The following is a 25,917-nucleotide window of genomic DNA, read 5'->3' on the forward strand; positions in this document are numbered from 1 at the left end:
ACTGTGCGCGGGGTCACTTCGGCGCATGCGGCCGACGATGCGGCGTCTGCCTTCCGATCGAGGGAGCGCGGCGCCTGGGGAACCAGCGCACCGGAAAGCACTCCCTTGAAACGGATTCGGCTCGGCGGAAGCATGTCACCGAGCACGAAGGCGGACGGTGGCGCCGTGTCGTTACTGCTGGCCGTTCCTCGCCAGCCATGCCCGCATCTCGGCGATCTCGCGCTCCTGCTCGCGGATGACATCCGTCGCCCACTTGCGGACCTGCTCGTCCCTGCCGTGTTCGAGGACGACCTTGGCCATGTCGATGGCGCCCTGGTGATGGGGGATCATGCCGCGGACGAAATCGACGTCGGCATTGCCCGAGAAGCGAATGTCCATGTCGCGGTGCATGCGGTCGTTGGCCGCCCGGTACGCCGCGACTGACGGATGCTCGCCGGTGGCGGGAGCGCTCGCCGCCCCGCCGTGCTGATGGGGGGCTGCTGGAGCGCCGGCGCCTCCCTGCGGGGCAGGCGATGCCTGGCCGTGATGGCCCTGGCCATGGTGTCCGTGGCCATGCTGCTGGGCCATCGCCATGGTTGCGGCGGCGAGCAGCAGGGAGCCGGCCAGAGCGGGCAATACAATACGCGACGTCATGACAAGGTTCCTTCTCGTCGGATGCAGATGGTGGGGAGCGGTCAATAGCGTGCCTGTACGGTCGCGCCCTGCGGCGTGGTGATCTGCACCGCGCCACGGACGCCAGCGGGAACGGCGACCGGAGCCGTGCCGACGAGGCGAGATCCGCCGCCCGGCTGCATCGGGAACCGGATGGTTTGGCCGTTGACGACGAGGATCGCCGTCGCACGGTACCCGTCGGCGGCGATGGGCTTGTCGTTCATGTCGGTGAGGTGCAGCACAACCTCGGTCGTTCCCGAGGCGACGAGTTCGACATGGTAGTTCGCGCCCGCATGGATGACCTTGCCACCGTTGGGGCCGGCCTGGGGAGCATGGGCCTGCGCGCTGGTGGACAGGAGGAGAGCGGCGAGGGCGACGGCGAGCAGACGGTACATGGCGATAGCTCCTTGCTGACGATGGTTCAGAACGATTCGGCCGTGCGGTCCTGCGGCAGTTGCTCGGCGCTCGCGAGGCGGGACTCGGCGACGAGGCGCTCGAGGGAAGCACGGCCGTAGCGCAGGAACAGGGTCGGCGTGAGAAGGGTGTCGAGCAGGGTGGCGCTGACGAGGCCGCCGAAAATCGTGACTGCGACCGGATGGAGCACTTCCTTGCCGGGGGCGGTCGGATCGATCATCAGCGGGATGAGCGCCACTCCGGCCGAGAGGGCCGTCATCAGCACAGGCGTCAGGCGCTCAAGGCTGCCGCGGACGACGAGGTCGCGCCCGAAGGGCATGTTCTCCTGGATCGCCAGGTTGATCATGTGGCTGATCTTCAGGATGCCGTTGCGGGCGGCGATGCCGGTGAGGGTGATGAAGCCGATCATCGAGGCGACCGACAGCGGTTGGCCGGCGATCCACAGCGCCACCACCGAGCCGATGAGGGCGAGCGGCACGCTGGTCATGATGATGGCGACGAAGATCACTGACCGGTAGCGGGCGAAGAGGATGGCGAAGATCATGGCGAGGGAGACGATCGACAGGAGGCCGATGGTCCGCATCGACTCTTCCTGCGCCTGGAAGGTGCCCTCGAGGCTGGCGAAGAAGCCGGGCGGCAGGGTCGTTGCGGCCATGACCTCGCGGACCCTGGCGACGACGGCGGCCATGTCGGCGCTGCCCTCTGCATTGGCGAGAACGACCACGCGGCGACGGCCGTTCTCCCGCAGGATCTGGTTGGGGCCGTCGGTCTCGACGATATCGGCGAACTGGCGAACCGGAACCCAGCCGGCGGGCGTCTGGATCAGGAGGTCGGCGAGACCCTGGGTGGTACGCTGGACGTCGTCGAGGCGAAGCACCACGTCGAAGCGGCGATTGCCGTCGATGATGCGCGAGACGACGCGACCATTCGACAGCCGCTCGAGCTGTTCGGTCACGGCGGCCGGCTGGATGCCGTAGAGCGCGGCGCGGCGATAGTCGACGATGACCTCGAGCTGCGGCACCCGGACCTGGCGCTCGACCTGGAGGTCGACGATGCCGGGAATGGCCGCGAGCTTCTGCCGCATGTCCTCCGCGAGAGAGCGCAGAGTGTCGAGATCCTCGCCGAAGATCTTCAGCGCGATCTGTGCCCGCACGCCCGAGAGCATGTGATCCAGGCGGTGGGAGATGGGCTGGCCGATATTGGTCGCCACCGGCAGCACGGCGAGCCGGGAGCGGATGTCGGCGATGATGGTGTCCTTCGGGCGGCCCGGCTTCAGCGCCACCTCGATCTCCGAGGAATGGACGCCCTCGGCGTGTTCGTCGAGTTCGGCCCGGCCGGTGCGCCGGCCGACGCGCTCCACCTCCGGCACATCGAGGATCAGCCGCTCGGCGATCAGCCCGACCCGGTGGCTCTCGGCCAGCGAAATTCCCGGATTGAACAGCATGTTGATGGTGAGGGTGCCCTCGTTGAAGGGCGGCAGGAACGCGCGCGGCAGCTGGGCGGCAAGCGCCCCGGCCGCCACGACGCCCGCGAGCGTGACGCTCATCAGAAGCCGGGGGCGGCGGAAGGCCCCGTCGAGGAGGATGCGGTTGCCGGCCTTGAGCTTGCGGATCAGCCAGCTTTCGCGCTCGTCCAGCCGCCGCATGCGGGGCAGGAGATAGTAGGCCATGACCGGGGTCAGCGTGACGGCGACGACGAGGCTCGACAGGATGGAGATGATGTAGGCCTGGCCGAGCGGCGCGAAGAGACGGCCCTCGATGCCCGACAGGGCGAAGAGCGGCACGAAGACGAGGACGATGATCATCGTCGCGTAGACGATCCCCGAGCGGACCTCCTGGCTCGCCGCGACGACCACGGCGAAGGCCGAGCGGGGATTGCCCGCCTCGCGGTTCTCGCGCAGCCGCCTGAGGATGTTCTCCACGTCCACCACCGCATCATCGACCAGTTCGCCGATCGCGATGGCGAGGCCTCCCAGCGTCATCGTGTTGATCGACATCCCCATGACCTGGAAGACGATGGCGGTCATCAGGATGGAAACGGGGATCGCGGTGAGCGAGATGACCGTCGTCCTCACGTTGAGGAGGAAGACGAAGAGGATGATCGCGACCACGGCGATGGCCTCGACCAGCACCTTCATGACATTGTCGATGGAGGTCTGGATGAAGGTGGCCTGCCGGAACAGGACCTGATCGGCGCGGATGCCGCCCGGCAGTGTCGCGGCGATGTCGCGCAGCGCCTGCTCGATGGTCGCCGTAAGCCGGATCGTGTCTACGCCCGGTTGCTTCTCGATGGAGACGATGACGGCCGGCCGCCCCTGATAGCCCGCCTCGCCCCGCTTCACCCGCGCGGCATAGCCCACCTCGGCCACCTGCCCCAGCAGTACCGGCTGGCCGGCGACGCTTGCGACCACGACGCTGCGAAGGTCGTCGAGGCTGCGGCTGCGGCCGACGTTGCGGATGAGGAACTCGCGGCTGTACTGGTCGGTGAAGCCGCCGCCGGTGTTGGTGCCGAACTGCGAAAGGGCGCGCTCCACCTGCTCGAAGCTGACGCCCGACGCCCGCATCGCGGCGGAGTTCGGCGAGACGCGGAACTGGCGGACCTCGCCGCCGATGGGGATCACCTGGGCGACGCCCGGGATGGCTAGCAGCCGCGGCCGGATGGTGAAGTCGGCGAGCTCCCTCAGGTCCATGCGGGAGACCGTCTCCGGCCCGGTCACGGCGACCAGCATGATCTGGCCCATGATGGAGTTGATCGGGCCCATCTGCGGCGCGACCCCCGTCGGCAGTTGCGGCTGGATCAGCGACAGCCGCTCGGCGATCTGCTGGCGGTTGCGGAAGATGTCGGTGCCCCAGTCGAACTCGACATAGACGATGGACAGGCCGATGCCCGAGGTGGAGCGCACCCGGGAGACACCCGGCAGGCCGTTCATCTGCGTCTCGATCGGATAGGTGACGAGTTGCTCCACCTCCGGCGGCGCCAGTCCCTCCGCCTCGGTCATCATGGTCACGGTCGGGCGGTTGAGGTCAGGGAAGACGTCGACGGGCAGGCGCATCGCCGTCATCGTCCCGAAGGCGATGAGGATGGCGGCAGCCGCCAGCACGAAGAGCCGGTTCCGCAGGGACTGGGTGACGAGGGCGTTGAACATGGCGGCGCCCTAGCGGATCTGGTTCAGGAGCTCGGCACCCTGCACGACGATGCGCCGGCCCGGCTCGATGCCCGAGATCGCGAGGACACGCTCGCCGTCGAGCGGCGCGACGCGGATCTCCCGCGGCACGAAGCGCTCGGCGTTGGAGTGCTCGTAGACGATGGACTGGCCATTGGCGCCGCGCACGACGGCGGTGCGGGGAAGCGCGATGCCGCGGCGTTCCTCGGTGGACCGGGCCAGGACGGTCAGCAACTGGCCGGGGCGAAGCGCGCCCGATCCGCTCTCGATGCTGAACTGGACCGGCACCGCCTGGTTGCGGTCGGCAAGGCCGCTGCCGCGATGGTGAAGCGTGAGCGTGCCGCCGTTCGCCATCCGCCCCGACGCCTCGGTGGCGAGGGCGTGCACCTCGTAGCTGAGCGCCTCCACCCACAGGGCATCGGGATCGATGATCAGGTAGATGGCTGTCCCGGGATCGGCGATCTGTCCGGCAATGGCCTGGACCGACGCGACGACGCCGCTCACCGGTGCCGCGAGCTTCTCCGGCTCGCGCGGGGCGCGGTCGAGATTGGCGCGGCGCAGGCGCAGACCCGCCAGTTCCAGCTCCGCATCCTCGATCTGGGCGCGGGCGACCACCGACTGGATCTGCCGCAGCCGCTCGAGGCGACGTTCGACCAGTGTGATCTGCTGGTCCAGCTCGCGCGCCTGCTGCTGCTGGGTGGTGGCGTCGGCGGAATTGATCGCCGGCTGGACGAGGGCGAGGACGTCGCCAGCGGCAACACGCGCCCCGAGCCGCGGGAAACCGCCGGGGGGCGGGATGAGCCGGCCTGCGACGGAGGCCTGCACATAGCCGGCACGGTTTGGGTCGGGAATGACGCGGCCGGGCATCTGGACGCTGCGCGGATAGGTGCGCTCCTCGGTGAAGAGCGTGCGGATGGCCAGAATTCGTTGGGTCGGTTTCGGCACGAAGAGCGCTCCGTCCGGGAATCGCTGGGCGATGTCGCGGGGCGCCGCGGCCGCCGCCGATCCAGGTGGCGCGGCCGTCGGAGAGGCGGCGTGACTGTCGTGCGGGGCGGCCAACGCCGCGACCAGGGCGACCACGGCGACGCGCGAGCGGCGGCGCACGAGCAGGGCGGCGAGGAAGCCGGCCGCGAAGGCCGCCACCAGAGCGCCGTAGATCGTCATTCCGCCGTCCGCCAGCCGGTTGCGCAGGTCTGCCGCCAGGGCGCTGTCGATGAGGCCCCCCCAGCGCCGGTCCGCCGCCGGCGTCTCGGCGGGCGGCGCGGGGATGGTCAGCGAGGCGGTAAGGACGTCCACCAGTCCCCTCGCCTGCACGGTGATGGCGAGGGCGTAGTCGCCGGGGCGGGCGAGCCAGGGCGCGGGCAGCCCATAGCCGCCGGCTCCGTCCGGCTCTGCCTTGACGGTGCCGTCCGGTCCGTCGACCTCGATTGCGGCGTCGGCCACCGGCTCGTTTCCGCGGAAGGTGTCGAGATAGATCTGCAACCGGCCGTCGCGGGCGACGAGGACCATCTCGAAGTCCTCTGACGAGGCGTCGGCGCGTGGCGCAATGGTGGCGGAAACGGGCGGCGGCGGCGCACCGTGATCGTGGCCCTCATGCGCACGGGCCGGCAGGGCGTCGCCGCCGATGGCGAGGGTCAGCAGAAGAAGCCAGAGGCCAGGTGATGCGTGGAGTCTCATGACTCCCGACTAGCGGCGCGGCCGTCACCTCGCATTGCGCGACCGTTACAGTTTGTATCAGGGCACCGGGCCGCCCTCGGGAAGAGAGACGGTGACCGCGAGGCCACCCGCGGGGCGTTGTCCGAGGGCAATCGTGCCGCCATGTCCCTCGATGATCGCCTTGGCGATCGGCAGGCCCAGGCCGAATCCGCCGGTCGACTGGTTGCGCGAGGGTTCGAGCCGCACGAAGGGCGACATGGCCCTGTCCACGTCGGCCAGCGCGATGCCGGGGCCGTCGTCGTTGATCGTCACCACGAAGCGGTCTGCCTCCCGCTCCACCGTCACGTCGACCTCTCCGGCATATTTGACGGCGTTCTCGACGAGATTGCCGAAGGCGCGCTTCAGCGCCAGGTGCCGGCCGGCGATCACCGCCGACGACAGCCCGCCGAGGCCGATATGGCGGCCGCGATCCGTCATGTCGTCGGTGATCGTCTGCAGGATCGCCACGAGATCGACGCTGCGGACCTCCTCGTCCGCCCGCTCGCCGCGCAGGAAGGCCAGCGTCTGGTCGATCATCCGCTCCATGTCATCGAGGTCGGCCGCGATCGCCTTCCGGGCGCCGGGATCGTCCAGGTCCTCGATGCGGAAGCGCAGCCGGGTGATCGGCGTCTTGAGGTCGTGCGACACGGCGGCCAGGGCCTGGGTGCGGTCCTCGATCAGGGAGGCGATGCGTCGCTGCATGTCGTTGAAGGCGGCGGCGAGGTCGCGCACCTCCCGCGGGCCGGTCTCCGGCAGGGGTGTGACGGAGCGGTTGCGGTAGAAGCCTTTCGCGGCTTCCGCAAAAAGCGACAGAGGCCGCGTCAGCCACCCGACGAGCAGGACCGAGACGAGGAGGGCGCCGAGCGCCATGAGCGACGTCGAGAGGAGGGTGCCATGGGAGCCCGAGGCATGCACCGGCGGCGCCACCAGACCGACATTGACCCAGCTCTGGTCGGGCAACCGTATGGAGATCATCGCCAGATGGGGATCGTCGGCGCCGCGGCGGTTCGCGCCGATGACGAGCCCGTCCTCCGCAAGTTCGGGCAGGATCTCGCGGAGCCGCCGGCCGAGGCTGTCCCATCGGGCTGCGTCGGCGCCGCCAGCCACCGCATGCTCCGTCCGGCTCCAGTGCGCATCCACGGACCCGCCGGAGAGGTCGTGGGCGACTGCCTCGCGTTCCCCCGGCGGCACCCGCATGACGGCCCGCTTGATGGCGAGCAGGCGGTCGGCCAGCCGCGCATCGCTGGACAGCGCCGCCTCGCGGTCGAGGCTGATCTGGTAGGTCCAGAGGCTGACGAGATGCACAATGCCGATGCCGAGCAGGACGACCAGCACGGTTCGCGCCGTCAGGCTGTCGAAGCGCGCCATCACGTTGGCGAGCCGAGACGGCGGCCCGGGCTCAGAAGCGCGAGACATCGGCAGTGAACATGTAGCCGGCGCCGCGCACGGTCTTGATGAGATCCGCCGGTCCGCCGATCTTGCGACGAAGCCGGCTGACCTGCACGTCGATGGTGCGGTCGAAGGCCTCGGCGGTGCGGTTGCGGGCGGCGTCGAGAAGGAAGTCCCGCGACAGCACCCGCTGCGGGGCCTCCAGGAAGGCCAACAACAGGTCATATTCGCCGGTCGACAGATCGACGACCACGCCCGCCGGATTGGTCAGTTCGCGCTTCAGCGTGTCGAGCCTCCAGCCGTCGAAGGCAAAGCCGCGACCGGTCCGATCCGCGGATGGGCTGGCGCTGCGTGACCGGCGAAGGACCGCATTGATGCGCGCCAGGAGTTCCCGGGGATTGAACGGCTTCGGCAGGTAGTCGTCGGCGCCGACCTCCAGCCCGATGATGCGGTCGATGTCGTCGCCCTTGGCCGTCAGCATCACCACCGGGATCGAGGAGGTGCGGCGCAGGTTGCGGCAGAGGTCGAGGCCGCCGGTCCCGGGAAGCATCAGGTCGAGGACGATGAGGTCGATCGAGGTGCGGCCAAGCATCTCCGTCATCTCGACGCCGTTGCGCGCCGTGTGAACGCGAAAACCGTTGCTCCGAAGGAATTTCGCCACGAGCGACAGGATCTCCCCGTCGTCATCCACGACGAGGAGCGACGCAAAGTCGGCGTCCGGTCTGGCGGGTGTTTCCAAGAACGGCAAGTCCTTCGATCGGGTCTTTAGGTCTAACCTGACCCATGTATCGGGTCGTCGCGGCATTGTAACGGACGATTGCAGGTCAGGTCCCCTCACCGGTGCAACCGCGCCAAGAACCAATCACCTCCTGAAGGACGTTGGATGCCCGCTCCGCGGGCGGCGCTCAATGTCCGCTCTTGAGGCGTGACGCTGCTTCAGTCCACCGTTCTCTGACGAGGGATGGATGGCGTCAGTGCGAACTCGCAAACGAGACCGGGATCAGGGTCGGACCGCGCCGTCTTGGGGCCTCGAATTGTCATGGCACATCAACGCGTAGCCGGCCATATGGGTTCAGCACGGCAACTTGGTCCGCCGGCGGCCTGCACGGGGCCGGCGGATCCTGATGACATCAGTCTTTGCTGAAGACGATTCCTCATTGCTGCGAGCGCTGCGGCAACCAGGTCGCGCGTCGTTTTGCACCTCATCGTCATGTGGCAGAGCCAAGTGGCTTTACACGAACGCCGTTCGCGACGGCTCTCCGCTCGGCTAGCCAAGCGTCACCACCTCTTTCCCAGAAGGTCCTTCAGCGCGACGTTGTGGAGCATCGCATCCCTTGCCCGGCAGCCGTTTGCCTGCAAACCGCGAGAGGGGCCACAACGAACGTCAAGCTGGATGGATACTGGCGGCAGCGTCACAGACGGAAAACCCGCCGGAGCAATCCGGCGGGTTTTCCGTTTGTGCGGCGCGCTAACCGTCCAGCAGGCAGATATTGCCCGAAGGGCCATAGCACAGGGTCGCGCCGCCCTCGCGCAGGGCCTCGATGATCCGGGTCACCAGCGGGTCGCTGGGTCGGGAACTCGTGTCCGATTCGAGCCGCTGCACCGTGGAGACGGAGACGCCGGCGCGGCGGGCCAGTTCCTGCACCGACCATTTCATCAATGCGCGTGCTGCCCGCACGTGCTGGGGCTCGATGTGCCGGATGTTCACCTGCGGCATGCCGCCCGCCTTCATGCGCAAGGTGAAGCCGTGCCATTCGAGGACCTGCCCCTCGTCGTCGAGGATGGGAGCGCCGCCGAGGAGAAGCGGCATGCGCCGGCGGTGACGTTCGTCGAGCACCAGGTGGCAGAGGGAAAAGGGGCGCCCTTGGGCGATGGCGCCGCGCACCTTGTCGAGCAGGAGGGCGTCCTCGAAAGACGCGTCGGGACGCGGTTCCTCCGGCGATGAACGGCGGCCGGGCGCCGGGCCGGCCAAGGGCGCGCCGTCGATGGGTCGGCCGGTCGCATCCACGCTCCACGTCCTCATGGCCAGGTGATCGAACAGGCCGTGCCGCCGCCGCTCGTTGAGGGCGAGCAGCCGCGCCGCCTCCTCCTGCGCCGTCACGTCGGTGACGATGCCGACGACACTCGCCACCAGGCCGTTGTCGCCGAGCACGGGCTCGGCCAGCGTGTGGATCCAGCGGACGGTCCTGTCGGCGCGCACGATGCGGAAGGTCTGCTGCGAAGGCGTACCGCGCAGCGATAGCGAAAAGACGTCGACCGCGGACCCGGCATCGCGGGGATGAGCCATCCGGGTGATCGAGGAGGGGTGAAAGGGCCGGTTCAGCGGCGCCGCCCCAAGGATGTGATGGACGCCGGACGAACAATGCGCTTGGCCCGACGCAACGTCATAGACCCAAATTCCGAAACGACCGATCGACTCGACCTTCGATAACAGGTCTCGTGACGAGATATTCTTGGGAATCTGTACTGCTGAAGCCATAGCTGAGGATGTCGACGACGCCGGACGGGCGGCAGACATCACCTTGCCGCGGGCGTGTCCACCTACCATCGAGGGTGCTCGAATTCCTGCTCGGGGGATACCCGTGCCTACGCGCGGGCTTGCGCGACATTGCCGTGGATTCATTCATTTCCACGCGCCGCACCCGTGCTAACGCCGTGACAATACTGACGTTACGACAAAAGTGATCGTTCAGTCACATTCTCGTCGCGCCATGCTCGCGCCAAGGCGTGCGGCGGAAGGCGCCTGAATCATGAGCGATGCCCTCAGATATCGCAAATCTTGATCTGGATATTCCCCTACGTTCCCGGGGACGTTCGTGTCTCCCGGCCGATGGCGGCGCAAGAATGGACTGTATGACGATTTGCCTTCTCCTCGCCGTCTCTGTGCCCGGCTCCGCGCACGGCTCCGCGCACGGCGGAATGTCGTTCGCCGCCGGAATCCACAACTTGAAACGGGGGTAGCCTGGTGCAGCAAAAATGGTCAGCTCGCAGCTATGCGCGAGCCGCATGGTAAATGGCTGGTTAACGCGCCCCCCGCTCCACTGCCCGCGCCGCTGGAGGTCAGCTGCCGGGCCCGCCCTTCGGGTCCGTGGACGAGATCAGACACGAGCGCTTGGGGGCCACCGTGACATTCTTGAGCAATCTACGCATCCTGACGAAGATCCTGTCGGTCATTGCGATCCTCTCCATCGTCTCCGCCGCCATCGCCTTCGTCGGCGCGCGGTCGCTGGGTTCCCTCAACGACGCGACCGACGTGATGGAATCGGCCGCCGACAACGCCCTGCTCGCGGCGCGCATGAACGCCAACGTCCTCGCCATGAACCGCGCGGAGGTCGACATCTCCGCCGATGCCCGCGCCGACAACGTGCGCGCGGCCCGTGCGGCCGTCGAGGAAGAGATGAAGGCCTATCGCGAACGTCGGGCGCGCATCGAGCGCAGCTTGCCCGCTGAAATGCGCCCGAAACTGGCCGAAATCGACGCCGCCTTCGCCGACTACGAGCGTGAATTGCGTGATACTTTCGAGAAGGCCTCGCGGGTGCGCAGCTTCGACATGTCGGCCGAGATGCGCCTCGTGCGGGAATCGGTGGAGAGCAGCCGCAACGTCGTGGCCCGTCTGCGTGGAACGGTGCGGACACTTGCGGAGGCACTCGACAGCCACGTCAGCAAGGTCTCGCAATCCGCCACCGCCGAGTATCAGCGCAGCTCCACGCTGATGGTGGCGATCGCCGCCATCGGCATCACCCTGGGCCTCGGTCTCGGCTTCTTCATCGGCCAGTTCGGCATCGCCCGGCCCATCCGGGCCATCGTCGAGACCCTGCAGACCCTCGCCTCGGGCAAGTTTGCCGTCGACATCGCCGGCACCGAGCGCAAGGACGAGGTCGGCGACGTCGCCCGCGCCGCCGTGGTCTTCAAGCAGAACGGCGAGGAGAAGCTGCGGCTCGAGGCCGAGCAGGCCGCCGCCGCCGCCCGCGCCGCCGACGAGAAGCGCGCCACGATGAACCAGCTCGCCGACCAGTTCGACCAGGCCGTCGGCGGGATCGTCGCGGCCGTGTCCTCCGCCGCGACCGAACTGGAGGCGGCCGCGCAGACCCTCACCTCGGCCGCCGAGGAGACCTCCATCCAGTCCTCGGCCGTCGCCACGGCCTCGGAACAGACCTCGGCCAACGTCCAGACCGTCGCGGCCTCGGCGGAGGAGATGTCGGTCTCGGTGCGGGAGATCGCCTCGCAGGTGGCCAAGTCGACCCAGATCGCCGGCCAGGCCGTCGTCGAGGCCGGCGAGACCTCCACCAAGATGGCGGAACTGGCGAAATCGACCCAGGCCATCGGCGAGATCGTCAACCTCATCAACGAGATTGCCGGCCAGACCAACCTCCTGGCGCTGAACGCCACCATCGAGGCGGCCCGCGCCGGCGAGGCGGGCCGCGGCTTCGCGGTCGTCGCCTCCGAGGTCAAGCTGCTCGCCGAACAGACGAGCAAGGCGACCGCCCAGATCGGCGCACAGATCGCCCAGATCCAGCTCGCCTCGACCACCGCGGTGGATGCGATCACGGCGATCGGCGCGACCATCCGCGAGATGAACAGCATCTCCACGTCCATCGCCGGGGCCATCGAGGAACAGACCTCGGCCACCAGCGAGATCGCCCGCAACGTGCAGCAGGCCTCGGCCGGGACCAGCGAGGTCTCGTCCAACATCGAGGGCGTCAGCCAGGCGGCCTCCAGCACCGGCGCCGCGGCGTCCCAGGTCCTGACGTCGGCCTCCGAGCTGTCGCAGAACTCGGCGAGGCTCTCCACCGAGCTGCAACGCTTCCTGGCGACCGTCCGGGCGGCGTGACATCCGACCATGGCGGCGCCGGAACCTCCGGCGCCGCAGGCCCCTCGTCGCCTCCCGATCAGGACAGCAGCCATGGCCGCCGCCATCATTCCCTTCCCGCCGCTACGGTCTCCCGCGCCGTCCCTCCCCGATGCCGGCCTCGACATATCGGTCGACCAGTTGCTGAGGCTGCGGCATCAGTTGCTGGATCATCGCGACTTCATCGTGCAGAACACGCGGGCCGGGGGGCTGACCGTGCAGGTCGGCACGGCGCTCTGCGAGGTGATCGAGGCGCTGGCGCGATGTATCGACATCGTCGTGTTCGTGGTCTCGAGCGACATGCCTTGACCGCGCGAGCCCGGTGCAGGGAGGCGGCGCGCAGGCCGACCCCTGACTTGCGTCGCGACCAACCTCATTGATCCTCCCTTAATTCCGCTCGTGGATTGTTGGCGGCCTAAGTCCCTTCTTCAGAGGCCGCATCGTCATGACGAGCTCGCTTCCCGCGCAACGGCTCTCGGCCGTCGCCAAGCTCAGGCTCGCGATGACCGCCGTGGTCGCGGTGGCCATCGGTCTGTTCACCCATGACGTCTGGCGCATCGTCGAAGCCGTGGACGAGCGCTCCTACCAGCGCGAGGCGGGCCGGCTGACCAGCGCCATCGTGCTGCTCGGCGAGACCACCGCCGCCGAGCATTTGGTCATCGCCAACCTTCAGCAATTGTACCACGCCGTGTCCGGCGCCCCCGATCTCCGCTGGATCGAGGACCATTTCTGGCCGGCCACGGTCCTCGATGCCCGGGAGATGGGCTTTCTCCTCGGCCGGGACGGCCGGGTGATGGCGGCCAAGGGCAACGGCAGGGCCGGAATGTCCGACGTGGCGGAGGACATGCTGGCGGCGGTGCAGCCCCTGCTGCTCCGGTTGCAGGCCGATCTCGATCGGGACCTGAAAACCCAGGCGCAAGGCGACCTGCATCGGGGACATTACAGCCACTACCTCGTCCGGCTCGGGCAGGCGCCGGCGCTCGTGACGGCGATCGCCATCGCCCCCGCGCTCGCCCGCACCGAGATGGAGCTTCCCGTTCCGGTTCTGGTCCATGTGACGCCCTTCGACGCGGCAACCACCCAGAGCCTCGCGCGTCTGGCGTCCCTTCCCGCCCTGGAGGTCGCCGCCGACGGCGCGGTACCTGAACCGGGCACCGCCCGGCTGGCGCTCAACGACCGCGACGGCAGGCCCGTGGGCGCAATGAGCTGGATACCGGACCGGCCGGGCGCTCGCGTCCTCGAAGCCTTCCTGCCGGTGCTGGTGATCTCCGTCCTTCTCCTCCTCCTCGTCTCGGCCTCGGCCTATGGCGGCCTGCGCCGTCTTCTGCGTCGGCTCCTCGGCCTGGAGGCGACGGCACGGCACGCCGCCATGACCGATGCGCTCACCGGCCTGCCGAACCGGCGGAGCTTCGAGGCCGCTTTCGCGGAAGCGCGCGGCACGCCGGGCGAGATGTTCGGGGTGGTGCTGCTCGACCTCGACCATTTCAAGACCATCAACGACACGCTCGGCCATGCCGCCGGGGATGCCGCCATCGCCACGACCGCGGACCGGCTGTCGGCGCTCGGCTCCGACTGCCGGCTCGCCGCGCGGCTCGGGGGTGACGAATTCGCGCTCATCACCGGTCCCATGGCCGACAAACGCGCTCTCGCCGCCTTCTGCACGCGGCTCGCGGCCGAGTTGGCCCGGCCCATGACCTGGTCGGACAGGCGCATCGACCTGAGCGCCAGCATCGGCGGCGCGCTCTGCCCCGCCGACGGAGAGACCCTGGCGGAAGCTCTCGCCAGCGCCGACAAGGCGCTCTACTGGGCGAAGGAGGGTGGTCGCGGCCGTGCCGAGACCTATGACGCCGTCACCGATGCCCGGCGTCTGGAGTCGCGCATCGCCCGGATCGCAGGGGACCGCCGGACACCGGAACGGCGAGCGGCCGGCTGAACCGCAGACCCCTCAGGCGAAGCCGAGGACGTCGGGCAGATCCTCATGCCCGGCGACGCGCAGCACTGCGTAGCCGATGCCGGCGCGGCCCTGGTGGAAGGACGGGCTCTCCTGCCCCGCCCAGCCGAGTTCGAACCGGCCGCCCACCGCCACCCGCCGGGAGCCGGCATCGTCCCGGGGTCGCGGCCGAAGCCGCTTCTGTTTGTGGAGCTCCGGAGATAGAGCTTGGCCGACGGAACGGAGCGACCCGCCGGACCGCAGCCGGTTGCATCCGGCCGGCTTCGTGCTGGAGTGGGTGGAGATCACCTTCATCCTGATCGTGCTCGTCGCGCCCATCGTCGCCGACCTCGATTTCGGCATGGGGCTGTCACGCGAGGAGACGCTGATCTGGTTCGGCATTCTCGTGGCGGTGAACCTGCAGACATCCTTCATCTCGCCGCCCTTCGGGGCGTCGCTCTACTACCTCAAGGGCATCTGCCCGCCCCACGTCACCATCGGCACCATCTACCGGGGCGTGACGCCGTTCATGATGATCCAGCTCATTCCCTTGGTGATCGCCATGGCCTGGCCGCCGCTGATCCTCTGGTTGCCCAAGCTGATGCGCTAGCGGGACCGGTCAGGCGGGAACACCCCGGCACCCGCCGCGTTGATCCGTCATGCCCCAACCGCGGACCCGTCGAACGGCGAAAGGTCTGGCGGGCGCCGTCGCGGCGCTCGTCCTCGGCGGCTGCGCGTCGAACTATGCGACGCAGGGGCCGCTGACCGTCCACTCGGACCTGCCGCCCTCCTATATCGCCTCCTGCGTCGAGAGCCTCTTCAACACGCGCAACCCGCTCGTCAGGCGGTCGCCGCTCATCGGCGGCACCCTGATCAAGGTGATGGACCTCAACGACCACACCATCGCCGCCGTGTCGGTGCTGACCGAGGAGGGACAGACCCGCGTCGCCTTCGTCTCCGACCATGCCGACCGCTTCTGGTACGAGCACCTGTTTCGGCAGTGCGTGAGGGTCCCCGGCGGCTGACCGCCCTGCAGCGGCGGCGGCGCGGATCGACTATGATGGGCCCCGGGCGAATCGGGGCAGGACATGACGGCAGACGCGGCGGCCCGCGACATCGAAATGAAGATCCGCGAGCTCGTCGCCTTCATCACCGGCGAGGACGCTGCGGGCTACGACGCGGCATCCCCGCTCATCGGCGAAAGGGCCGTGGTGGATTCGCAAGGGTTGCTGGAGGTCATGCTGGGGCTGGAGGACTTTGCCGGCGAGCGCTTCGGCAAGCCCTTCGACTGGATGAACGACGCCGCCTTCTCCTCCTCCCGCAGCCCCTTCCGCACCATCGGCACGCTCGCAGCCCACATGGGCGCACAGATGGTGGACGGCGCGTGAGGCGCACCCTCCTCGTCACCGGCGCGAGCCGCGGCCTCGGCCGCGCCATCGCCGAGCGGGCGCTCGCCGCCGGCTACGACGTCATCGGCATCGCCCGGACAGAGGTCGAGGCGCCCTTCCCCATCCATGCCTGCGACGTGGCCGATGCCGCCGCGGTGAAGGCGGTGGCCGCTTCGCTGCCGCGCGAGACGCCGCTCTGGGGCGTCGTCAACGCCGCCGGCATCGCCTCCATGAACCTCGCGCTGATGACGCCGCCGGCCACCGTGCAGAAGGTGATCGCCACCAACCTGATGGGCGCCATTCACGTCTCCCAGGCCTTCGCGCCGGCGCTGGTGCGCGCCAAGGCCGGGCGCATCATTCACTTCTCCACCATCGCCGTGCCGCTGGGCCTTGCCGGCGAAGCCGTCTACGTCGCTTCCAAGGCCGGCGTCGAAGGCTTCTCACGCACCTTCGCCCGCGAGGTCGCGGGCTTCGGCGTCACCGTCAACTGCATTGCGCCGGGGCCGATCGACACCGACCTGATCGCCAAGGTGCCGGCCGAGGCCATCGACCGCATCGTCCGCCGCCAGGTGGTGCAGCGGAAGGGCACGCCCGACGATGTCTGGAACATCGCCGCCTTCCTCCTCTCCGACGCGGCCGCGATGATCTCCGGCCAGGTCCTCTCCGTCGGCGGGGCGTGATGACCGGGCTCGTCGACGAGATCCTCGCCCGCCAGGCCGACCCGCACCGGCCCTTTCTCGTCGCAGCGGCCGGCAGTCTCGCCTTCGCCGACATCGTCGCGGCGAAGGGTCCGGACCTGTCGGCCATCCAGCCCGGCGACGTTGTCGCGCTCGTCGGCGATTTCGAGCCGGACAGCGTCGCCACCCTCCTGCGCCTCGTCGATGCCGGGGCCGTCATCGTGCCGCTGACCCGCCAGACGGCCGCCGATCATCCCTATTTCCATGACGCCGCCCATGTGAACGTGGTGATCGACGGCGGCGCGGTGACCCGCCGCCCCCAGGCCGGCCTCGACCACCCGATGCTCGCCGAGCTGCGCGCCCGCGGCCATGCCGGCCTCGTGCTCTTCTCCTCCGGCACGACGGGACGGCCCAAGGCCATTCTCCACGACTTCGCGCCCTTCCTCGCCCGCTTCCGCACCCCGCGCGAGGCGCTGGTGACCATGAGCTTCCTGATGTTCGACCATATCGGCGGCATCAACACGCTCCTCCACACGCTGTTCAACAACGGCCTGATCGTCGTACCCTCGAAGCGCACCGCCGAGGCGGTGATCGCCGAGATCGTCGCCCACGGCGTCGAGCTGCTGCCGACGACCCCGACCTTCCTGCGCATGGCGCTGATGAGCGGTCTCCTTCCCCGCCTTTCCGGCTCGGCGCTGCGCGTCGTCACCTACGGCACAGAGCGCATGGACGAGCCGACGCTCTCGGCGCTCTGCGCGACCCTGCCGGCGGTCGACTTCCGCCAGACCTACGGCATGTCCGAACTCGGCATTCTCCGGGTGAAGTCCGAGGCGCGCGACAGCTTGTTCATGAAGGTCGGCGGCGAGGGCGTGGAGACGCGGGTCAGGCCCGACGGCGTGCTGGAGATCCGCGCCGCGAACCGCATGATCGGCTACCTCAACGCCCCTTCGCCCTTCTCGGAGGACGGCTGGTACGACACCCGCGACGTGGTGGAGACGAAGGGCGATCTCGTCCGCATCGTCGGCCGTACCAGCGACGTCATCAATGTCGGCGGCCAGAAGATCCTGCCGGGCGAGATCGAGCGCGTGGCGCTCCTTCACCCCTCCGTCGACCTCGCCAGCGCCTGGGGCGGGCGCAACCCGATCACCGGCGAGCACATCGAGGTGACGGTGCAGCTACGCCCTGGCGAAAGCCTGACGCGCGAGGACCTGATGCGCCATTTCCGCGCCCACCTGCCCCCCGGTCTGCACCCCCACCGCGTGCGCTTCGGCGAGGTGGCGGTGGGGCACCGGTTCAAGCGGCTGTAGGGCGACCCGCGCCTTGCATCAGGCAAGTGCGTCCTTCGAGGCTCGCTGACGCTCGCACCTCAGGATGAGGAGCGTTTGTGCTTGGCATGAAGGCCGAAGGCAGCCCAACCATCCCGCCTTTTTCCCGCGGTGCAGTTCACGACGTCCCTCATCCTGAGATGCGAGCCCCGACGGTGCGCCAGCATCTGCGGAGGCGAGCCTCGAAGGACGCACTTCTGCCGTGCAGAGCGAAGCAAACCCATCAGGCCTCAGGCAACTCTTCCCCCTCACGCCTGCTGGAAGTTCAGCATCAGCCCCGACGTCTCCCACTCCGTCGCCACCAGCCGGCCCGTCGAGGACAGGGTGATATAGGCGGTGCGCAGCTCCGGCCCGCCGAAGGCGATGTTGGTCACCCAGCGCTCGCCCGGCACCGGAATGTGCCTGAACGCACCCGTGTCCGGCGCGATGACGGTGATCCCGCCGTTCACCAGCGTCGCCACGCAGACATTGCCGTCGGCGTCCACGGCGAGCGAGTCGAAGCGGTTGTAGCCGCCGATCCCCGCCACGATCCGCCCGCCGTGCGGCGAGGGGAAGGGATGGCGGCGGATCTTGCCCGGCCCGTCGAGGTCGAAGGCCCAGAGCCGCGCCGTCTCGGTTTCCGCGACATAGAGGACGGACCCGTCCGGCGACAGGCCGATGCCGTTCGGCGTCACCATGGGATGGGCGAGCTCGGTGATGAAGGAGCCGTCGGCCCTGGCGTAATAGACGCCGCCGCGATCCATGTCGCGCGGCCGCGCCTTGCCGAGATCGGTGAAGTAGAAGCCGCCCTCGGCATCGAAGACGATGTCGTTCGGGCCCTTGAACGGGCAGGCTTCGGTCGCGGTGTAGAGCACCTCCAGCGCACCGGTGGAAAGGTCCAGCCGCTCGATCCTCCCGCCGGAATAATCGTCCGCCTGGCCGATGGGCAGGAGACCGCGGGCATCCCCCGGCGGCGTCCATTTGAAACCGCCGTTGTTGCAGATGTAGAGCTTGCCGTCCGGCCCGAGCGCGAGGCCGTTCGGGCCGCCGCCCTGACGGGAGAGATGGCTCACCGTGCCGTCGGGAGCGACCTTCGTCACCGTGCCGCGGCCGATCTCGACCAGCAGCACCGTGCCGTCGGCGAGAATGACGGGCCCCTCGGGGAAGAGCAGGCCCGATGCGAGTTCGCGAAAGTCCATGGATCGTCCTCCCGATGCCGGCCCTGTTCCGGGCTCTTGTCCGCCGCGCCGTCGCGCCGTGGCCGGTCCATCAGACCACCGGCCGTGCGGCGAGGCGAGCCCGCCCGCCGCAGGGCAGCCAGCGGCGCATCGAAGGTCGCCGTTGCGCCGGAACGTTTCCTCGGGCTTGATGTCGCCCGTCGCGGCGCGGGAGACGGCATGGCCACCGAGATCGAGCGCAAGTTCCTGGTCGTCGGGAACGGCTGGAAGGCGGCGCCGCGCGTGCGGGCCATCGCCCAGGGCTATCTCGCCGCCGACCCGGCCTCGGTGCGCATCCGCATCCAGGACGGCGCGGCGACCCTCACCATCAAGGGAGAGGCCGAGGGGCTGGTGCGCGACGAGTTCGAATATGCCGTGCCGCTGGCGGATGCCGAGGCCATGCTGCGCCTCTGCCCCGAGCCTCCCATCGTCAAGAAGCGCCACGAGATCGTCCATGCCGGCAAGCTCTGGCAGGTGGATGCCTTCGAGGGCGCGCTTGCCGGCCTCGTCGTCGCCGAGGTCGAGTTGGAGCGGGCCGACGAGGTCATCACCCTTCCCGACTGGGTCGGGCGCGAGGTCACCTGGGACCGGCGCTACCGCAACTCCTCGCTGATCCGCCACGGCCTCGCGGGCCTCTCCCTCGACGCCGCCGCGCCGCAGCGCTGCACAGGCTGACCGCCGCGGCGTCTGGTCGCGACGGACCGCCGGTGCTAGACCGGTGACGCTCCCCGGTTTCCCCGCATCCCCAGATCCCCAGAGAAGGCTCGGATGTCAGTCGTCACCAGCATCGAAGATCTCCGCATCCTCGCCAAGCGGCGCGTCCCGCGCATGTTCTACGACTACGCCGATTCCGGCGCCTGGACCGAGAGCACCTATCGCGCCAACACGACCGACTTCGCCAAGATCAAGCTGCGCCAGCGCGTGGCCGTGGACATGCGCAACCGCACGCTGGCCACCGAGATGATCGGCCAGCCCGTGTCCATGCCGGTGGCCCTCGCCCCCACCGGCCTCACGGGCATGCAGCACGCCGACGGCGAGATCCTTGCCGCCCGCGCCGCCAACAAGGCGGGCATCCCCTTCACCCTGTCGACCATGAGCATCTGCTCCATCGAGGACATCGCCGAAGCCACCGGCAAGCCCTTCTGGTTCCAGCTTTACGTGATGCGCGACCGCGAATTCGCGGCGAACCTGATCGACCGCGCCAAGAAGGCGGGCTGCTCGGCCCTCGTCCTCACCCTCGACCTGCAGATCCTCGGCCAGCGCCACAAGGACATCAAGAACGGCCTCTCCGCCCCGCCGAAGCCGACCCTCAAGAACCTGATCAACCTCGCCACCAAGCTGCGCTGGTGCTTAGGCATGCTCGGCACCAAGCGGCGCACCTTCGGCAACATCGTCGGCCACGCCAAGGGCGTCGACGACATGTCCTCGCTCTCCTCCTGGACCACCGAGCAGTTCGACCCGGCGCTCAACTGGGACGACGTCAAGTGGATCAAGGACCGCTGGGGCGGCAAGCTCATCCTGAAGGGCATCCTCGACGCCGAGGACGCCGAGCTGGCGCTGGGCTCCGGCGCCGATGCGCTGATCGTCTCGAACCACGGCGGCCGCCAGCTCGACGGCGCCATGTCCTCCATCGAGGCCCTGCCGGGCATCGTGCAGCAGGTCGGCTCGCGGATCGAGGTCCACATGGACGGCGGCATCCGCTCCGGCCAGGACGTCATCAAGGCCATCGCACTGGGGGCGAAGGGCACCTATATCGGCCGCGCCTTCCTCTACGGCCTCGGCGCCAACGGCGAGGAGGGCGTCACCGCCGCCATCGAGATCATCCGCAAGGAGCTCGACATCACCATGGCGCTCTGCGGCCTGCGCGACATCAAGACCGTCGACGGCAACATCCTGGTGCGCTGAAGGCTCAAGCCTCAACGTCCCACCACCTCCGGCTCGCGCTCCGGCCAGAGCAGGGCGAGCCGCGAGGCCGTGCCCCAGGCGTTAGCGGCGAACTGGCGCACCTCGATCCCGACGCCCTGCTCGGCGAGGGTGATGAGGTTCCAGCTGTTGACCTGGCCGCGCAACCGGTCGGAGGTGGCCGTGCCGGCATGGACGATGAGCACGTCGTCGCGGGCCATCGACGTGCCGGTCACCGCGGTGCGCTCGCCCTCGGCAGGATTCCACAGGCTCGCGTAGGCCCGGTGCCGGTGGCCGAGCAGGAGGAGGCTGCGCGGGCGCCGCGCCATCGTCGCCAGCAGCAGCTCGCCCCGCGTCACCAGATCGTAATCGTGCTCCGTGTCGTCGCCATAGGCGACGGGGTGGTGAGCGGTGACGACGAGGGCCCGCGGGTCGCGTTCGGCGGTCGCCACCGCCTCGATCTGCGCCGGAGCGATGCGCCCGCGCGACCAGTTGAGATAGGGGCCATAGGGCCGGGCGCTGTTGATGCCCTTCACCAGCACGGTCCCGCCGGACCATTCCGGAGCCAGGCCCTCGGTGATGTAGCGCCGCCAGCGGCGGAAGGGCCGGAACACCATCTCCCACAGCGGGATGGTCGGGATGTCGTGATTGCCCGGAACCACCAGATAGGGCGCGACGATGCGGTCGAGGAAGGCGCGGGCGGCGGTGAACTCGCCGTGGCTGGCGAACTGGGTCATGTCGCCGCTGATTACCACCACGTCGGGTGAGGCGGCGGCGAGGTCGGCGAGGAGCGCCTCCACCACGCCTGGCAGTTCGCGGCCGAAATGGATGTCGGAGATGTGCGCCACCACCGTCATGACGAGAGCGTCATGCCGGCGGGTCCGGCGGCCGCGGCACGATGACGGCGAGGGAGCCCGGCTTCACCTCAAAGCGCAACGGCGTCTTCACGCGCCTGATTTCGCCGTCGTTCAGAATGGTCAGCCACTGGCGGCGGGCGTCGATGGTGAGGACGGGCGTCTCGCGATAGGCGATGTCGGGATCATTGCGCGCTCTCCCTCCGAAGATGGAGGCGGCCAGCTTGAACAGCGTCAGGTAGCCCCGCTCCCGCGCCGCATAGACAGCGAGGAGCCCGGCATCCAGCCTCTCGCGGAAGGGCACGCGCGAGACGATCTCGGCCAGCGGATTGACCGAGACGATGACGCCGCGCGTCTCCTCGGTCCAGGAACTACGGTCGTCGCGGAGGGCGAGAGCCGCCGGCCGCAGGGTCATCGCCTTCATGCCGGTGCGCAGGAAGGACAGCATGGTGGCGCCCATGCGGCCGCGCGCCTCCTCGCGGTAGCGCTGCAGCTTGGCCAGCGGGCCGATGACGCTGGTGCAGAGGAACAGCTTGCCGTTGACCATGCCGACGTCGATGGCGCGCCGCTCGCCCTCCACCAGCGCGCCGACGGCGAGCACCGGATCGAGCGGAATGAGCAGATCGCGCGCCAGTTGGTTGACGGTGCCCTGGGGAATGATGGCGAGCGCCGTCTTCGTGTCGCAGAAGGCCTCGGCGACAGCCAGGATGGTGCCGTCGCCGCCCATCACCACGACGATGTCGGGAGCCTGCGCCTTGCAGGCGGCGATCGCCTCCGACAGGCGGCCGCCGCCGGCCATGAAGATGCGTGGATAGATGCCCCGGCCGGTGATGGCGGCGACGATCGCCTCGACCGCCCGGCTGCCCCGGCCGCCGAAGCCCGATCGGCTGTTGGCCAGCACGGCGACCGACGGCGTGCCGTCGATGCCGAAAATGCCCGTCTCGGCCATGTGGAGGAATCCCCGGGTGACGCGCCGATGCGGGGCGCGGTCTTAGCAACGGCCGGAAGCCCCCAGAGTTCCAGGGGACATGACCGCGCAGGCGCCGGGTGGCGCCGAAAAGCAAAGGGCCGCCTGGCGGGCGGCCCTGGAGTCGTCAGACGGGCCGGGCCCGACTCAGCGGCGGCCACCCCGGGCAGCCGCCTTGGCGCGGGCCTCGGCATAGGCCGCGATCTCGCGATAGATCTGCTTCGGACGCGCCTTGGCGCGGGCCTCTTCTTCCTCGAGACGCTTCAGCTCGGCCTCTTCGGCCGCGATGCGCTCGGCTTCCTTGCGGGCGGCCTCCTCGGCGGCCAGGCGCTCGGCCTCGGCACGACGGATGGCTTCCTTGGCGGCTTCGCGCGCGGCGCGGGCTTCGGCGATGGCGCGGCGCTCGGCCTGGCGCTTCTGGAACTCCGGATCATCCGGACCCGGGCGCGAACGGAACTTCTCCAACAGTGCCTGCTTAGCCTTCTGGGCGGTCTCAAGGCGTTCGGACAGGCCGTTCTGGGTATGGATGGACAAAGGGCAGTGATCCTTGGTTCGTTCAGTCTGGTTCAGGGGCGGTGGAGGGTCGTCGCAGGCGGGAGGCGCGCCCCGGGTTGCCGGAGGCCTCGTCGCGACTGCATCCCGGTACAGAAAGCGTCACGGAACGTCAACGTCAAACCACCATGTCGTGACATATGGTTGACGCTTGGCAGCCATTCCAGTGCCGCGTGCCGTCAATTCTCCGCTGTGCCCGCGGCGCCCGATCGCACCAGCACCCGCAGCAGGTCGCTCCTCACCGCGCCGATATGGCGTTCGAGGAAGGAACAGGCCTCGTCGAACCGCCCGGCGCGGCACAGCCCGATCAGGGCGGCATGTTCCTGTTCGGCTATGCCCATGGCCGCCGTGTTGGACAGTTGCACGCGGGTGTAGCGGTCGCTGGTCTGCAACAGCGCGGCGACGATGGACTGGGTCCGCGGCAGCCGCGCCTTGGTGTAGAGCGCCATGTGGAACTCGGCGTTGATGACGCCCCACTGGCCGACATCGCCGGCGGCGATCGCCGCCACGAAGCGCGACTGGATGGCGTCGAGCACGGCGAAATCGCCCTCCGCGAATCGGGGCGCCGATTGCGCCAGGAGGCGTGGCTCGAGCAGGCAGCGCAGATCGAAGACGTCGTTGACCTCGTCGAGCGACAGTTCCGAGACGATGGCGCCCTTGTGCGGGACGATTCGGACGAAGCCTTCCGCCTCGAGCTGGAACAGCGCCTCGCGGACGGGAATGCGGCTGACCCCGTAGGTCTCGGCCAGCGCGTCCTGGCGGAGCTGCGTGCCGGCGGGATGCTCGCCCGCCAGAATGGCCTGGCGCAGCCGGTCGACGATGGCGGCCGACAGCGTGCGGTGCTTGAGCGGTGCTGACATCCGATTCTGAAAACCCCCGAACGCGCCATCGGACCATGAATTTCCCCGCTTGCCCATCCGTCGCAGGTGCAGCACCGGTGCCGCGACGCGGCATCGGCAAAGTGGCGAGAAAGTCGGTCCGAAGGCATTGACTCGCTAATTGTATAAAATCTACGATACCAAAGTTCCAGAGCAAAACACATCGGGGATGCACCGATGGCGAACCAGGCCATGTCTTCCAGGCGCATGATCGCGCCCGCCGAGGCCCTGCAGTCCCTCTCCGCCACCCTGCTGGCGGTGGAGCGCCTGGCCATCATGGGGTTCATGTTCCTCCTGGCCGGGCTGATCCTCCTCAACGTCGTCACCCGCTACAGCGGCAGGCCGATCTACTGGGTGGACGAGTCGGCGATCTACTCCGTCGTCTGGCTCACCTTCATCGGCGCCTCCGCCATGACGCGGCTGCGGCTGGACTTCGCGGTCTCCATGCTCACCGAGCGCCTGTCGGAGCGCGGACAGAAGACGGCGAAGGTGATCGCCACCGGCATGGTCGTCGTCTTCGGCCTGTCGCTGGCGGCCATGTGCTGGCTGTGGATGGACCCGGTCGGCATCGCCCGGGCCGGCTTCGACGCCCGCGCCTTCGCCGGCGAGACCTTCAACTTCCTCTACACCGAGCGCACCCAGACGCTGAACTGGCCGACCTGGATGCTCTATCTGATCCTGCCGATCTTCGCGCTGTCGATGACCATCCACGGCCTCGCCAACCTCGTCGAGGATCTCGGCCTGGTGCCGCCCGCCGCCCTCAAGGGGTTTGTGCTCTCCGACGTGGACGGGGTGAACTGATGATCACCTCCGCCGCCTTCCTCGCGGTCATGCTGGTCGGCGTGCCGATCGGCCTGTGCCTCTGCCTCGCCGGCATCGTCTACATCATCGCCTCCGGCAACCCGCTGCTGTTCCAGTCCTATCCGCTGCAGATGTTCGGCGGCGTCGACAGCTATGGGCTGATCGCCATCCCGCTCTTCATCCTGATCGGCGAGATCATGAACGGCGGCGGCATCACCAAGCGCATCGTCGACCTCGCCATGGCCGTGATCGGCTCGGTCCGCGGCGGGCTCGCCTACGTCAACATCCTCGCCAACATGTTCGTCGCCTCCATCCTCGGCTCCGCCACGGCGCAGGTCGCGATCATGTCGCAGATCATGGTGCCGGAGATGGAGAAGCAGGGCTACGACAAGACCTTCGCCGCCGGCCTCACCGCCTATGGCGGCATGCTCGGGCCGATCATCCCGCCCTCGGTCATGTTCGTCGTCTATTCCGTGCTGGCGCAGGTCTCGGTCTCGGACATGCTGATCGCCGGCATCGTCCCCGGTGTGCTGCTGACCGTCCTCTTCTTCGCGGTCATCGCCCTGATGGGCTATGTCTACAACTACCCCAAGGCCGAGAAGCGCACCGCGCGCCAGCGCATCGCCACCATCCTCGATGCGGCGCCGACGCTCGCCATTCCCGTCGTCATCGTCGGTTCGATCCTCGGCGGGCTCGCCAACGCCACCGAATCCGCCGCGGTCGGCGCCGTCGCCGCCGCGCTCGTCGGCCGCTTCTGGACGAAGCAGTTCTCCTTCTCCCGCCTGCCCGAGATGATGCTGCGCGCCGGCGTCTATTCCGCCATCGTGCTGTTCCTGGTGGCGGCGGCCGCCGTCTTCTCCTGGATCCTCATCTACGGGAAGGTGCCGCAGGAGACCGCCGCCTGGATCCAGACGGTGGCGAAGGACCCCGTCTCCTTCATGCTGCTGACCAACGTCATCCTCCTGGTCATCGGCACGGTGATCGACGGCGTACCGGGCCTGATCATGACCGTGCCGATCCTGCTGCCCATCGCCACCGAGGTCTACGGCATCGATCCCCGCCATTTCGGCGTCGTCGTGGTCATCAACCTGGTCCTCGGCCTGCTCTCTCCGCCGGTCGGCCTGTGCTTCTTCGTCGCCGCCGCCGTCACCGGCGCCAAGCCGGGGAAGATGTTCCTCGTCACCATGCCCTTCTTCGGGGTGAGCTGCATCCTGCTGATCCTGCTCTCGCTCTACCCCTTCCTGTCCCTCGCCCTCATCAAGTGAATGCCTCCCTCCAACCCCTCA

General features: G+C 68.7%; 25 protein-coding genes. 12 read left to right on the forward strand and 13 right to left on the reverse strand.

Annotated elements, in window-relative coordinates; translation table 11 throughout:
- Nucleotides 1-171: 171 nt before the first annotated feature.
- From copM to C6569_RS12895, 7 genes are all read right to left on the reverse strand, one after another.
- Nucleotides 172-633, reverse strand: a complete 462-nt coding sequence (copM, locus tag C6569_RS12865; RefSeq protein WP_245898092.1) for a CopM family metallochaperone — start codon at nt 631-633, stop codon at nt 172-174.
- A gap of 41 nt (nt 634-674) precedes the next feature.
- On the reverse strand, nt 675-1,046 hold the full coding sequence (locus tag C6569_RS12870; RefSeq protein WP_181313741.1) for a hypothetical protein: 372 nt from the start codon (nt 1,044-1,046) through the stop codon (nt 675-677).
- Nucleotides 1,047-1,072: 26 nt separating this feature from the next.
- Complete coding sequence (locus C6569_RS12875; protein WP_106749228.1) at nt 1,073-4,210, reverse strand: efflux RND transporter permease subunit; 3,138 nt, start codon at nt 4,208-4,210, stop codon at nt 1,073-1,075.
- Between the two features lie 9 nt (nt 4,211-4,219).
- Nucleotides 4,220-5,905 carry an efflux RND transporter periplasmic adaptor subunit gene (locus C6569_RS12880; protein WP_106749229.1) on the reverse strand — a complete coding sequence of 562 codons (1,686 nt, stop codon included), beginning with the start codon at nt 5,903-5,905 and terminating at the stop codon, nt 4,220-4,222.
- A gap of 57 nt (nt 5,906-5,962) precedes the next feature.
- A complete protein-coding gene (locus C6569_RS12885) occupies nt 5,963-7,339 on the reverse strand; it encodes an ATP-binding protein (protein WP_106749230.1) in 1,377 nt (458 codons plus the stop codon).
- Complete coding sequence (locus C6569_RS12890; protein WP_106749231.1) at nt 7,323-8,117, reverse strand: response regulator; 795 nt, start codon at nt 8,115-8,117, stop codon at nt 7,323-7,325. Before C6569_RS12890 ends, C6569_RS12885 begins: the two co-directional genes overlap by 17 nt.
- Nucleotides 8,118-8,780: 663 nt before the next feature.
- On the reverse strand, nt 8,781-9,830 hold the full coding sequence (locus C6569_RS12895) for a helix-turn-helix domain-containing protein (protein WP_181313742.1): 1,050 nt from the start codon (nt 9,828-9,830) through the stop codon (nt 8,781-8,783).
- A 606-nt stretch (nt 9,831-10,436) separates the two neighbouring features.
- On the opposite strand from C6569_RS12895, the gene C6569_RS12900 reads away from it, so the two are divergent.
- The 3 genes from C6569_RS12900 (at nt 10,437) to C6569_RS12910 (ending at nt 14,094) form a co-directional block, all read left to right on the forward strand.
- A complete protein-coding gene (locus C6569_RS12900) occupies nt 10,437-12,143 on the forward strand; it encodes a methyl-accepting chemotaxis protein (protein WP_146144798.1) in 1,707 nt (568 codons plus the stop codon).
- Nucleotides 12,144-12,215: 72 nt separating this feature from the next.
- The gene (locus C6569_RS12905; RefSeq protein ID WP_106749234.1) at nt 12,216-12,470 is read left to right on the forward strand and encodes a hypothetical protein; all 255 of its coding nucleotides are present in this window, start codon (nt 12,216-12,218) and stop codon (nt 12,468-12,470) included.
- Between the two features lie 136 nt (nt 12,471-12,606).
- The gene (locus C6569_RS12910) at nt 12,607-14,094 is read left to right on the forward strand and encodes a GGDEF domain-containing protein (protein WP_106749235.1); all 1,488 of its coding nucleotides are present in this window, start codon (nt 12,607-12,609) and stop codon (nt 14,092-14,094) included.
- Between the two features lie 12 nt (nt 14,095-14,106).
- Here the strand turns inward: C6569_RS12910 and C6569_RS22415 are convergent, their stop codons facing one another.
- Nucleotides 14,107-14,241 (reverse strand): hypothetical protein, encoded by a 135-nt coding sequence (locus tag C6569_RS22415; RefSeq protein ID WP_281260355.1) that lies wholly within the window; start codon nt 14,239-14,241, stop codon nt 14,107-14,109.
- A 118-nt stretch (nt 14,242-14,359) separates the two neighbouring features.
- Here C6569_RS22415 and C6569_RS22220 point away from each other — a divergent pair, with 118 nt between their 5' ends.
- The 5 genes from C6569_RS22220 to C6569_RS12935 all read left to right on the forward strand — a co-directional run bounded on the left by C6569_RS22220 (nt 14,360) and on the right by C6569_RS12935 (nt 17,463).
- A complete protein-coding gene (locus tag C6569_RS22220) occupies nt 14,360-14,701 on the forward strand; it encodes a TRAP transporter large permease subunit (protein ID WP_245898093.1) in 342 nt (113 codons plus the stop codon).
- A 49-nt stretch (nt 14,702-14,750) separates the two neighbouring features.
- Nucleotides 14,751-15,116 (forward strand): hypothetical protein, encoded by a 366-nt coding sequence (locus tag C6569_RS12920; RefSeq protein WP_106749237.1) that lies wholly within the window; start codon nt 14,751-14,753, stop codon nt 15,114-15,116.
- 63 nt (nt 15,117-15,179) lie between these two features.
- A complete protein-coding gene (locus tag C6569_RS22085; protein ID WP_106749238.1) occupies nt 15,180-15,479 on the forward strand; it encodes a hypothetical protein in 300 nt (99 codons plus the stop codon).
- Complete coding sequence (locus tag C6569_RS12930; RefSeq protein ID WP_106749239.1) at nt 15,476-16,159, forward strand: SDR family NAD(P)-dependent oxidoreductase; 684 nt, start codon at nt 15,476-15,478, stop codon at nt 16,157-16,159. Before C6569_RS22085 ends, C6569_RS12930 begins: the two co-directional genes overlap by 4 nt.
- On the forward strand, nt 16,159-17,463 hold the full coding sequence (locus C6569_RS12935) for an ANL family adenylate-forming protein (RefSeq protein ID WP_106749240.1): 1,305 nt from the start codon (nt 16,159-16,161) through the stop codon (nt 17,461-17,463). Before C6569_RS12930 ends, C6569_RS12935 begins: the two co-directional genes overlap by 1 nt.
- Before the next feature lie 266 nt (nt 17,464-17,729).
- Here the strand turns inward: C6569_RS12935 and C6569_RS12940 are convergent, their stop codons facing one another.
- Nucleotides 17,730-18,659, reverse strand: coding sequence for an SMP-30/gluconolactonase/LRE family protein (locus C6569_RS12940; protein WP_106749241.1), 930 nt, complete (start codon nt 18,657-18,659; stop codon nt 17,730-17,732).
- A gap of 198 nt (nt 18,660-18,857) precedes the next feature.
- Between C6569_RS12940 and C6569_RS12945 the strand changes: the two genes are divergently transcribed.
- Both C6569_RS12945 and C6569_RS12950 read left to right on the forward strand, forming a co-directional pair.
- Nucleotides 18,858-19,352 carry a CYTH domain-containing protein gene (locus C6569_RS12945; protein WP_106749242.1) on the forward strand — a complete coding sequence of 165 codons (495 nt, stop codon included), beginning with the start codon at nt 18,858-18,860 and terminating at the stop codon, nt 19,350-19,352.
- 93 nt (nt 19,353-19,445) lie between these two features.
- Entirely contained in the window at nt 19,446-20,582 is a 1,137-nt protein-coding gene (locus C6569_RS12950; RefSeq protein WP_106749243.1) for an alpha-hydroxy acid oxidase, read from the forward strand.
- 11 nt (nt 20,583-20,593) lie between these two features.
- On the opposite strand, the gene C6569_RS12955 is transcribed toward C6569_RS12950, so the two are convergent.
- The 4 genes from C6569_RS12955 to C6569_RS12970 form a co-directional block, all read right to left on the reverse strand.
- Nucleotides 20,594-21,436, reverse strand: coding sequence for a metallophosphoesterase family protein (locus C6569_RS12955; protein WP_106749244.1), 843 nt, complete (start codon nt 21,434-21,436; stop codon nt 20,594-20,596).
- Nucleotides 21,437-21,446: 10 nt separating this feature from the next.
- Nucleotides 21,447-22,382 (reverse strand): diacylglycerol/lipid kinase family protein, encoded by a 936-nt coding sequence (locus C6569_RS12960; protein ID WP_106749245.1) that lies wholly within the window; start codon nt 22,380-22,382, stop codon nt 21,447-21,449.
- Between the two features lie 165 nt (nt 22,383-22,547).
- Nucleotides 22,548-22,934, reverse strand: a complete 387-nt coding sequence (locus C6569_RS12965; RefSeq protein ID WP_106749246.1) for a DUF6481 family protein — start codon at nt 22,932-22,934, stop codon at nt 22,548-22,550.
- A 197-nt stretch (nt 22,935-23,131) separates the two neighbouring features.
- Complete coding sequence (locus tag C6569_RS12970) at nt 23,132-23,812, reverse strand: GntR family transcriptional regulator (RefSeq protein ID WP_106749247.1); 681 nt, start codon at nt 23,810-23,812, stop codon at nt 23,132-23,134.
- A 210-nt stretch (nt 23,813-24,022) separates the two neighbouring features.
- Here C6569_RS12970 and C6569_RS12975 point away from each other — a divergent pair, with 210 nt between their 5' ends.
- A complete protein-coding gene (locus C6569_RS12975; RefSeq protein WP_181313744.1) occupies nt 24,023-24,631 on the forward strand; it encodes a TRAP transporter small permease in 609 nt (202 codons plus the stop codon).
- Complete coding sequence (locus C6569_RS12980) at nt 24,631-25,896, forward strand: TRAP transporter large permease (RefSeq protein WP_106749249.1); 1,266 nt, start codon at nt 24,631-24,633, stop codon at nt 25,894-25,896. The genes C6569_RS12975 and C6569_RS12980 overlap by 1 nt, the downstream gene beginning before the upstream one ends.
- Nucleotides 25,897-25,917: the final 21 nt, after the last annotated feature.

It is taken from the genome of Phreatobacter cathodiphilus, assembly GCF_003008515.1.
Lineage (GTDB): Bacteria > Pseudomonadota > Alphaproteobacteria > Rhizobiales > Phreatobacteraceae > Phreatobacter > Phreatobacter cathodiphilus.